This window comes from Streptomyces durbertensis (genome assembly GCF_014156695.1).
Lineage (GTDB): Bacteria > Actinomycetota > Actinomycetes > Streptomycetales > Streptomycetaceae > Streptomyces > Streptomyces durbertensis.
This window is the reverse complement of sequence record NZ_WMLF01000192.1, coordinates 1-9,865: the sequence shown is the minus strand read 5'-3', so window position 1 is coordinate 9,865 and position 9,865 is coordinate 1. Positions and strand designations below refer to the sequence as shown.

Annotated in this window: 9 protein-coding genes; 7 read left to right on the top strand and 2 right to left on the bottom strand. The window is 73.7% G+C overall.

Annotation, left to right across the window (positions count from 1 at the left end; translation table 11 throughout):
• The first annotated feature begins 77 nt into the window (after window positions 1-77).
• From GL263_RS14485 to GL263_RS14465, 4 genes are all read left to right on the top strand, one after another.
• On the top strand, window positions 78-1,013 hold the full coding sequence (locus GL263_RS14485; protein WP_182856112.1) for an ROK family protein: 936 nt from the start codon (window positions 78-80) through the stop codon (window positions 1,011-1,013).
• Window positions 1,010-2,233: an N-acetylglucosamine-6-phosphate deacetylase gene (gene nagA / locus GL263_RS14480; protein ID WP_438947957.1), complete on the top strand. Its 1,224-nt coding sequence runs from the start codon at window positions 1,010-1,012 to the stop codon at window positions 2,231-2,233. The genes GL263_RS14485 and nagA overlap by 4 nt, the downstream gene beginning before the upstream one ends.
• Window positions 2,234-2,406: 173 nt before the next feature.
• Window positions 2,407-3,486 (top strand): 1-phosphofructokinase family hexose kinase, encoded by a 1,080-nt coding sequence (locus GL263_RS14475; RefSeq protein ID WP_323379396.1) that lies wholly within the window; start codon window positions 2,407-2,409, stop codon window positions 3,484-3,486.
• 44 nt (window positions 3,487-3,530) lie between these two features.
• The gene (locus tag GL263_RS14465) at window positions 3,531-4,385 is read left to right on the top strand and encodes a class II fructose-bisphosphate aldolase (protein ID WP_182856111.1); all 855 of its coding nucleotides are present in this window, start codon (window positions 3,531-3,533) and stop codon (window positions 4,383-4,385) included.
• Between the two features lie 28 nt (window positions 4,386-4,413).
• Here GL263_RS14465 and GL263_RS14460 read toward each other — a convergent pair whose 3' ends face one another.
• Both GL263_RS14460 and cdgB read right to left on the bottom strand, forming a co-directional pair.
• The gene (locus GL263_RS14460) at window positions 4,414-5,337 is read right to left on the bottom strand and encodes a carbohydrate-binding protein (RefSeq protein ID WP_182856110.1); all 924 of its coding nucleotides are present in this window, start codon (window positions 5,335-5,337) and stop codon (window positions 4,414-4,416) included.
• Window positions 5,338-5,472: 135 nt separating this feature from the next.
• Entirely contained in the window at window positions 5,473-7,098 is a 1,626-nt protein-coding gene (gene cdgB / locus GL263_RS14455; RefSeq protein WP_182856109.1) for a diguanylate cyclase CdgB, read from the bottom strand.
• A 238-nt stretch (window positions 7,099-7,336) separates the two neighbouring features.
• Here cdgB and GL263_RS14450 point away from each other — a divergent pair, with 238 nt between their 5' ends.
• The 3 genes from GL263_RS14450 (at window position 7,337) to GL263_RS14440 (ending at window position 9,806) form a co-directional block, all read left to right on the top strand.
• Complete coding sequence (locus GL263_RS14450; RefSeq protein ID WP_182856108.1) at window positions 7,337-7,858, top strand: flavin reductase family protein; 522 nt, start codon at window positions 7,337-7,339, stop codon at window positions 7,856-7,858.
• 318 nt (window positions 7,859-8,176) lie between these two features.
• A complete protein-coding gene (locus tag GL263_RS14445) occupies window positions 8,177-9,478 on the top strand; it encodes an ABC transporter substrate-binding protein (RefSeq protein WP_323379395.1) in 1,302 nt (433 codons plus the stop codon).
• A 61-nt stretch (window positions 9,479-9,539) separates the two neighbouring features.
• Window positions 9,540-9,806 carry a DUF3263 domain-containing protein gene (locus GL263_RS14440; protein WP_182856107.1) on the top strand — a complete coding sequence of 89 codons (267 nt, stop codon included), beginning with the start codon at window positions 9,540-9,542 and terminating at the stop codon, window positions 9,804-9,806.
• Window positions 9,807-9,865: the final 59 nt, after the last annotated feature.

The following is a 9,865-nucleotide window of genomic DNA, read 5'->3' as shown; positions in this document are numbered from 1 at the left end:
GGCGCGGGGAGTGAGGCGCGCTACCTCCTCCGTGAGTGGACTAGACCTTTCGAGGGTCGTCGGGCGAAACTGGCCCCGTGAGATACGCCATCGCCCTCGACGTGGGCGGCACCGGGATGAAGGCTGCCCTGATGGGGGCGGACGGCGGGCTGCTGCACCAGGCCCGCCGGCCGACCCGCCGTGAGGACGGTCCGCAGGCCGTGACCGCCGCCGTGCTCGACTTCGCAGCGGAACTCCGGCGCGTCGGCGTCGAGCGCTACGGAGAGGAGCCCGCCGCGGCGGGCGTGGCGGTGCCCGGGATCGTCGACGAGGTCGACGGCCAGGTCGCCTACGCGGCGAACCTCGGCTGGCGCGACCTGCCGCTGCGCGACCTGCTGGAGGAGCGGCTGGCCGGTGTCCGGGTGGCGCTGGGGCACGACGTGCGGGCGGGCGGCCTCGCCGAGGGCCGGCTGGGCGCGGGCGCCGGTGTGGACCGCTTCCTGTTCGTGCCGCTGGGCACCGGCATCGCGGGCGCCATCGGCATCGACGGCCGCGTGGAGGCCGGGGCGCACGGCGGTGCCGGGGAGATCGGCCATGTGATCGTCCGGCCGGACGGACCCCTGTGCGGCTGCGGCGCGCGCGGCTGTCTGGAGGCGCTGGCGTCCGCGTCGGCGGTCGGCCGCGCCTGGGCCGCCGCGTCCGGCGACCCGACGGCCGGCGCGGCCGACGCCGCCCGGGCGGTCGCCGCCGGTGACCCGCGAGCCGCCGCCGTGTGGGCGGACGCGGTCGACGCGCTTGCCGCCGGGCTGGTCACGGCCGTGCGGCTGCTCGACCCCCGCATGGTGATCGTCGGAGGCGGCCTCGCCGAGGCGGGTGACGTGCTCTTCCGGCCGCTGCGGGACGCGGTCGCCGACCGGGTGCGTTTCCAGCGGCTCCCCTCGATCGTTCCCGCGGCGCTGGGGGACGCCGCCGGCTGCCTGGGCGCGGGACTCCTCGCCTGGGACCTACTCTCCGTGGAGGTAACAACCCCATGACGCCGATGCCCGAGTCCGGCCGCCTGCTGCTCGCCGGAGCCCGCGTCGTGACGCCCGAGGGTGTTCTGGACGGTGGCCGCGTGGTGGTCGAGGGGGGCAGGATCGCCGAGGTGACGCCGCCGCCCGCCGGACCGGAACACGCCGCCGCGTCCGCGACGGCCGACCCGGCCGCGCACGACCGGGTCCCGGCCGACCCGGCCGCGCACGACCTCACCGGGTACTGGCTGGTGCCCGGCTTCGTCGACATCCACAACCACGGCGGTGGCGGCGGTTCCTTCACCTCCGGCAGCGCCGAGGACGTGCTGACCGGTGTCCGGACGCACCGCGAGCACGGCTCGACGACCGTGGTCGGCTCCATGGTGACCGGTGAGCTGGACGACCTGGCGCGGCAGGCGTCGCTGCTGTCGGAGCTGGTGGAGCAGGGCGACCTCGCCGGCGTCCACTTCGAGGGCCCGTTCATCTCGCCCTGCCGCAAGGGCGCGCACGCCGAGCACCTGCTGCGCGACCCCGACCCGGCCGACGTCCGCAAGCTGCTGGACGCCGCGCGCGGCACGGCCGTGATGTGCACGCTGGCCACCGAACTCCCCGGCGGCATCAGCTCCGTGCGGCTGCTCGCCGAGCACGGGGTGATCGCCGCCGTCGGTCACACCGACGCCGGCTACGACCAGACGCGGGAGGCGATCGAGGCCGGCGCTACCGTCGCCACCCACCTGTTCAACGCGATGCCCGCGCTCCAGCACCGCGCCCCCGGCCCGGTGACCGCGCTGCTGGAGGACGACCGCGTCACCGTCGAGCTGATCAACGACGGCGTCCATCTGCACCCGGCGGTGCTGGAGTTGGCGGTGCGCGCGGCGGGCGTCGACCGCGTCGCCTTTGTGACGGACGCGATGGACGCCGCCGGTTTCGGCGACGGCAGCTACCGGCTGGGCGCGCTGGACGTGACGGTGTCGGACGGCGTGGCCCGGCTCGCGGACGGCACCATCGCCGGCTCCACGCTCACGCTCGACACCGCGCTGCGCCGCGCGGTGACCGTCGACGGGCTGCCGGTCGAGGACGCCGTGCGGGCGCTCTCCACGACCCCGGCCCGGCTGCTGGGAAGGTCGGACCGGATCGGCGCGATCCTGCCGGGACTCGACGCCGACCTGGTGGTGTTGGACGAGGACCTGCGGGTGCGCGGGGTGCTGCGCAAGGGCGAGTGGGTGGTGGACCCGACGGCGTGACCGCCGGCGGGCGGCGCCGGGCCAAGGCCGCGGTCCGTCCCGTGCCGGGGGGTCGCCGAACGGCCGTTCCGGTGGCATGATCACTGGTCGCGGTCGGCGCCCGCCGGCCGACGCAGCTCGGCTGAACCGCTATCGGGGGCACGGCGTTGCCCGGCAGGGGGTGGAGTAACCCGGTGATCCTGACCGTCACACTGAACACCGCTGTGGACGTCACCTATTCCGTGCGCCGGCTTGTCCCGCACAGCACGCACCGGGTGCGGGACGCGGCGGAACGCCCCGGCGGGAAGGGCGTCAACGTGGCCCGGGTGCTGGCCGCGTCGGGGCGGCGGGCCGTGGTCACCGGCTTTGTCGGCGGCGGCGCGACCGGCGCCAGGCTGCGGGAGCTGCTGGCCGCCGAGCCGGTGGTGGACGCGCTGCTGCCGATCGCCGGGGACACCCGCCGCACGGTTGCCGTCGTCGACACCGCCGGCGGCGACACCACCCAGTTCAACGAGCTCGGCCCGGCCGTGACCGCCGCGGAGTGGTCCGCCTTCCGGTCCCACTACGAGCGGTTGCTGGCGGACGCGGAGGCGGTCGCGCTGTGCGGCAGCCTGCCGCCGGGCGTGCCGGTCGGCGGGTACGCGACGCTGGTCCGCGCGGCGCGGGCGGCGGGCGTACCGGTGCTGCTGGACACCAGCGGGGAGCCGCTGGCGCGCGGGCTGGCCGCCCGCCCGGAGCTGGTCAAGCCGAACCTGGACGAGTTGGCCGCGCTCACCGGCAGCCGGGAGCCGCTGCGGGCGGCGGGTGAGGCGCGACGCCGCGGCGCGGGCACGGTGGTCGTGTCCCTGGGCGCGGAGGGCCTGTTGGCGGTCACACCGGACGGCGTGTGGCGGGCCCGGCCGCCGAAGCGGATCGCCGGCAACCCGACGGGCGCCGGCGACACGGTGGCCGCCGTCCTCCTCGACGCGCTCGCCCCCGGCCCGGCGGACGGCTCGCTGGACACCGCACTCCCGAAGCCGGCACCCCCGAAGCCGACAGACCCGAAGTCGGCCGTCACGGAGCCGGCGCCCCCGCAGCCGGCAGCCTCGAAGCCGGCCGCCACGCAGCCGGCAGACCCGAAGTCGGTCGTCGACTGGCCGTCGGTGCTGGCCCGGGCCGTCGCGCTGTCGGCGGCGACGGTCGCCGCCCGCACCGCGGGGGAGTTCGACTCCGGGGTCGCCGAAGAACTCCTGCCCCGGGTCGCCGTGGAGGAGCAACCGCGCGGCGCCGCCTGAGGTCTGACGGGCCGCCGCCTCCCGCACAAGAACAGAGGACGCCGATGTCGCTCGTCAGCACAGCCGAACTCGTCGGCACCGCCCGTGAGAAGAACACGGCGGTGTTCGCCTTCAACGTGATCAGCCTGGAGCACGCCGAGGCGGTGGCCGCGGGCGCGGAGCGGGCCGGCGTGCCGGCGGTGCTCCAGATATCGGAGAACGCCGTCCGCTACCACGAGGGGCGGCTGCGGCCGCTGGCGGCCGCGGCGCTCGGCGTGATCCGGGAGTCACGGGTGCCGCTCGCCCTGCATCTGGACCACGTCACGTCGGTGGAACTGCTGCGGGCCGCGCCCGAGGCGGGCTTCAGCTCGGTGATGTTCGACGCGTCGAAGTCACCGTACGAGGAGAACGTGCGGGTGACCGCGCAGGCCGTCGAGTGGGCGCACGCGCGCGGGGTGTGGCTGGAGTCGGAGCTGGGCCGGGTCGGCGGCAAGGAGGGTGAGCCGCCGCTGGACGCGCACGCCCCCGGCGCCCGTACCGATCCGGCGGAGGCCGCCGCCTACGTCGCGGAGACCGGGGTGGACGCGTTGGCGGTGGCGGTCGGCAGCAGTCACGCGATGACCGAGCGCAGCGCGGCGCTGGACCACGGGCTGATCAGGCGGTTGCGGGACGCGGTGCCGGTCCCGCTGGTGCTGCACGGCTCCTCCGGGGTGCCGGAGGCGGAGCTGCGGGCGGCGGTGGCCGCCGGGATGCGGAAGATCAACGTCGGTACGGCGCTGAACGTCGCCTACACGGCGGCCGTCCGGGCGGCGCTGGCCGCCGCGCCACACGAGGTGGACCCGCGGCGCTACACCAGGCCGGGTCGGGAGGCGATGGCCGAGACGGTGGCGAACCACCTGCGGCTGCTCGACGGCGTCTGACGGAAGTCGACCCGCTGCCGCCGGCCGCTCAGCGGACGTGGCCCTCCACGAGCCAGACCTGGTCGAGCGCGAACTCGCACGTGTTGCCGGACTCGCAGGAGACCTTGATCTCGTTCGCGCCGTCCTTGAGGCTGATCCAGGCGTAGGTCTTGGTCCAGCCCTTCTCCCAGTCGTCCTTCCCGGCGCCCGCGAAGTTGCTCATCCGCACGGGCCGGCTCTGGGCCTCGCCGTTGACGGTGAGGGTGCTGTCGGCGTCCCTGCCGGGCACGCTGTAGCCGAGGAAGACGGTGTAGTCGCCGCCCTTGGCGACCTCGGTGGACCAGGTGACGGCGGCGCCCTCGGCGAAGCCGTGCACGTACTTGCCGTCGCGGGCGCGGGAGCCGGGGATGTCGCCGCCGACCTGCGGGCCGTTGTCCAGGCGCAGGCTGGAGGCGTCCTCGCGGGGCAGCTTGGTGGGCTTGTCCTCGTCGCCCGGCTGCTCGTCGCCGGGCTGCTCGTCCGGTTCGTCGCCGCCGTTGTCCGGGGGCGGCGTCTGCTCCTGGCCCTGGTCCTTCTTGCCGTCGTCGTCGCTGAAGGCGACGGCCGCGCCGACGCCCACGACAACGGCCGCGACCACGGCGAGCGCGCCGATCAGCAGTCCGTTGCGGCGGCGGGGCTGCGGCGCGTCGGAGCGGCCGTGGCCACCGCCGCCGGAGGCGCGGGCCGCGTCGAGGCCGCCGGGCTGGGTCTCGGGGGCGGCGTAGTAGGCGTTCGGGCCGGGCTGGCCGGCGGGCTGCTGCGGCCGCTGCTGGCCGTAGCGGCGCTCACCGACGGCGCGGACCTGGTTGTACGAGGTGCGGGGAACGCCGGCCTGCTGGCCTTGTTCGGCGGGCTCCCCGCCCTCCGAGCGGTACAGGTAGCCGAACGGGTCGTCGCCCTCCGGCGGGTTCGTACCGTGGTTACCGGCGGTCATCCCCTGCTCTCCTCTTACGCATACGGCTGACCCCGCGCAGCCTACCCCGTTCGGGCGACGTCACGAGACGGCTTGACTCCCGGATCAACGGGCGTTCCCGGGGCGCCGGGGGCGTCACGAGGGCGCTTCCGGCGGTCAGCCGGCGCGCCGGTGGCCCTTGGCCCGCGACCGCTTCTCGACGTACATGCGCTGGTCAGCGGATTGCAGTACCTCTTCGGCGGTCATGCCGCAGGCCGCCCAGCCGATGCCGAAGCTGGCGCCCACCCGCACCGCGCGGCCGTCCACCCGAATCGGCGGAATGATGGCGTTCCGCAACCGGACGGCCAGATCCGCCGCGTCCGCGCGGCCGAGACCGACGGCGAGCACCACAAACTCGTCGCCACCGAGCCTGGCGACCGTGTCGTTGTCGCGGACCTGCGCGGACAGGCGGCGGGCGACCTCCTGGAGGACCGCGTCCCCGCAGTGGTGTCCGAACCGGTCGTTGATGGACTTGAAGCCGTCCAGGTCGCAGAAGAGCACCGCGAGGCCCTTGTCGGACGGGTCGTCGGTCTCCGGGACCGTCAGGTGCTCGTGGTAGTCGTAGCCGTCCAGCGGGCCGACCGGGCGGCCGAAGTCGTCCATCACGAAGGAGTGCGTCGACTCGTGCGGGTCGTAGGCGGCGACCGGCTCGGCGGGCGGCGGCGCGGGCCGCTCGCACAGCCGGGCGCTGAGCCGGGCGCGGAGTTCAGCGCTGTTGGGCAGTCCGGTCAGCGAGTCGTGGCTGGCGCGGTGGGCGAGGGCCAGCTCGTGGCGCTTGCGTTCCTCTATGTCCTCGACGTGGGTGAGGAGGAAGCGCGGACCGTCGGCGGTGTCCGCGACCACCGAGTTGCGCAGCGACACCCAGATGTAGGAGCCGTCCCGGCGGGCCAACCGCAGCTCGGCCCGGCCGCCCTCGGCGGAGGTGCGCAGCAGGGTTCCGACGTCCTCCGGGTGCACGAGGTCGGAGAAGCTGTAGCGCTGCATCACCGAGGCGGGTCGGCCCAGCAGCCGGCACAGCGCGTCGTTCGTCTTGATCAGCCTGCCCTGCTCGTCGCCGCCCATCTCGGCGATGGCCATGCCGCTCGGGGCGTACTCGAAGGCCTGACGGAAGCTCTCCTCGCTGGCCCGCAGTGCCTGTTGCTCCCGCTCCAGGCGGACCAGGGCGCGCTGCATGTTGGACCGCAGCCGGGCGTTGCTGATCGCTATGGCGGCCTGGAAGGCGTACATCTGGAGGGCTTCGCGGCCCCAGGCCCCGGGGCGTCGGCCGTTGCGCGGCTTGTCGACGGAGATGACGCCGAGCAGGTCGCCGTCGGAGGTGTACATCGGTGCGTACAGCCGGTCCATCGGGTGCCACTCGTCGGGGAAGCGCGGCGCCGGGCCGGCGGTGTGCCACTGCGGCACGTCGTCCTCGTCGAGCACCCAGCCGTCGCTGTAGGGGATGAAGCGCAGCTCGCCCCACGCCTCGCCCATGCTGAGCCGTCGTTCCCACGAGGCCCGGGAACCGACCCGGCCGGCCATCATCGCCTCCGCCGCCGCGCTGCCGCCGACGGCGGCCACCACCAGGTCGCCGTCCTGGCGGACGAGGTTGACGGCGGCCAGCTCGAAGCCGAGTCCGGTGACCACGCCGTCGGCGACGGTCTGGAGGGTGTCGGCGAGACTGCGGGCGGTGTTGAGTCGCGCCACCGACTGGTGAAGGCGACGCAGTGTGGTGAGGCGGACGTACGGCTCGGAATCGGTGTCCATCGCCTCCCCCTGTCACCGCACACTGAGTCACCCTTACGAGTGTCAACGGCCACTGAATCACAGCGAGCTGCCCACTCGGTACACAGGGTCAACAATTAATAGCATCTGTGACTCAAGTCACAAGCTCTTCATGGAGGGGAATCCTACTGGTGGACGCGCGGTGCGTACCCCGGTGGGCGGTGAACGACCGGAATCGACCCGTCCGCCGGTGCGGGGACCCGGCGAGCGGGCGCCCGGGATGGGCGGCCATGCTGAAGGGGTGAGTGAGGAACACTTCAGGGCGGCCATGGCCAGACTCGCCGGCGGTGTGGTGCTGGTCACCGCGCACGACCCCGAGGAGGGTCCGCGCGGCGAGGACGTCGGTATGACGGCGACGGCGTTCGTCTCGGTCTCGCTTGATCCGCCGCTGGTGCTGCTCAGCGTGCGCACCGGCTCCCGGATGGAGGAACTGCTGGAGCGGCAGCCGCTGTGGGCGGCCTCGCTGCTCACCGACGCGCAGCGCCAGGTGGCCGGAAGGTTCGCCATGAAGGGGCGCCTGAGCGACCGGCTGCTGTTCCGCGAACTGCCGCACGGGCGCGGCGAGTACACCGACGCGCCGCTGGTGGACGACGCGCTCGCCCAGATCGAGTGCCGCACCGAGCAGCGGGTCGCCGCCGGTGACCACACGCTGCTCGTCGCTCGGGTCCTGCGGGTCGCGCTGCCGGTGGTCGAGGGCCGGCCGCTGCTCTACTTCCAGAGTCGCTACCGGTCCCTCGGGTGAGGGGTCGGCGGAACGCCGTCGGTGGTGGAGACCTCTTGGCCGGAAGCTGTCGGTCCGCGGGGCGACCGGCCTGACCTGCGTAGACGTCGTTGTTGCCGAAGTGAGACCCGCCCTGGTGTAGACCTGGCGGAAGGTCCGACTGGAAACTCTGGCCTCACACGCGTATGAACAATGGGCGTACGTGCGACCGTTCACCCGGGTCAAAACGGGCGAGTCATCCCCAACCGGGCGTGACTTGGGAGGGGTCGGGTCCGACAGGCTCGACACCCGGTCATATCGTGCAACCAGACAGGTCACGCAAAAGGGGCGGAATCACAAGTGCAGCGGCGTCGGTTCATGGGCCTGGCGGCTCTCGGCATGGTCAGCGCCATCGGACTGTCCGCGGCGGGTTGCGGCAACGACAGCAAGGCGGGCGGTGACGTCACGCTCAAGGTCGTCGTCGCCGACTACGGCACCCCCGGCTCGGCGAACAGCTCCAAGGGCTACTGGGACGACCTCGTCCGCGCCTTCGAGGAGAAGGGCGGCCACGACGGCGTCAAGGTCGACGTCACCGTCCTCAGCTGGGAGGAGGTCGACGACAAGGTCGCCGAGATGGTCAAGGCCGGCGAGGCCCCCGACATCGCGCAGATCGGCGCGTACGCCGACTACGCCGCCTCCGACAAGCTGTACAGCGCCTCGGAGTTGCTCTCCATACCCGTGCACGCCGACATCATCCCGGCGCTCGCCCAGGCCGGCGAACTCGGCCGCGTCCAGTACGGACTGCCGTTCGTCAGCAGCACCCGCCTGCTCTTCTACAACAAGGCGCTCTTCACCGAGGCCGGCCTCGACCCGGCCAAGCCGCCGACAAGCTGGGACGAACTCCAGTCGGCCGCCGAGGCGTTGCGCGCGGCCGGCGTCAAGCACCCCTACGGTCTGCCGCTCGGCCCGGAGGAGGCGCAGGCGGAGTCGATGATGTGGATGCTCAGCGGCGGTGGCGGCTACACCGACAACGTCAACACCTACACCCTCGACTCCAACGAGAACGTCAAGACGTTCACCTGGCTGCGCGACGAGTTCGTCGGCAAGGGCCTCACCGGCCCGGGCAGCCCCGGCAAGACCAACCGCCAGCAGCTCTTCGACGCCTTCAGCCGCGGCGAGGTGGGCATGCTCAACGGCCACCCCACGCTGATGCAGCAGGCGGCCAAGGGCAAGGTCGACTACGGCACCGCGCCGCTGCCCGGCCGCGAGGGCGAGGCCGGCGCCACCATGGGCGTCGCCGACTGGATCATGGGCTTCAAGCAGAACGGGCACCGCGAACAGATCGGCGCCTTCCTCGACTTCGTCTTCAGCACCGAGCAGCACTACACCTTCACCGACCGGTACGACCTGCTGCCGGTCACCACGTCCGCCTCCGAGAAGATGCTGGACGACAAGAAGCACAAGGACCTGTGGCCGTTCCTCGAGCAGCTCGGCGCCGCCGAGTTCTACCCGGTGAACAAGGTCTCCTGGGCGGCGACCAGCGCGGAGGTGAAGAAGTCCATCGGCCGCGCGGTGGAGAAGGGCACTGACCCGCAGGCCGTGCTCACCTCGCTCCAGCGCCGCGCCGAGACGGAGGAGGCGGCGGCCCGCGCCCGCCGCTGAGGCCGCGCCCCGCGAGGTACCCCGCTCGCGCGGCCGGCGCCGACGGCCTATCGTGCGGAACGTGAACGACGACAACAGCTCCGACCCGCCGGAGGCGCCGGCGGGTGGGCTGGACGAGCGCGAGCGGGCGGTGCTGGCCATGGAACGCCGCGGCTGGTCGGGGCCCGGCGCCAAGGAGCGCGCGGTCCGCGAGGAGCTGGGCATGTCGCCGACCCGCTACTACCAGCTGCTCAACGCGCTGCTCGACGACGAGGCGGCGCTGGCGCACGACCCGGTGACGGTGAACCGGCTGCGCGCCCGCCGCGACGCCGCCCGGGCCCGCCGCTGAGCCGGCCCGCCGCGGAACCGCCCGCCGCTCGGGCGCGTCCCGCTGGGCCGCCCGAGCGG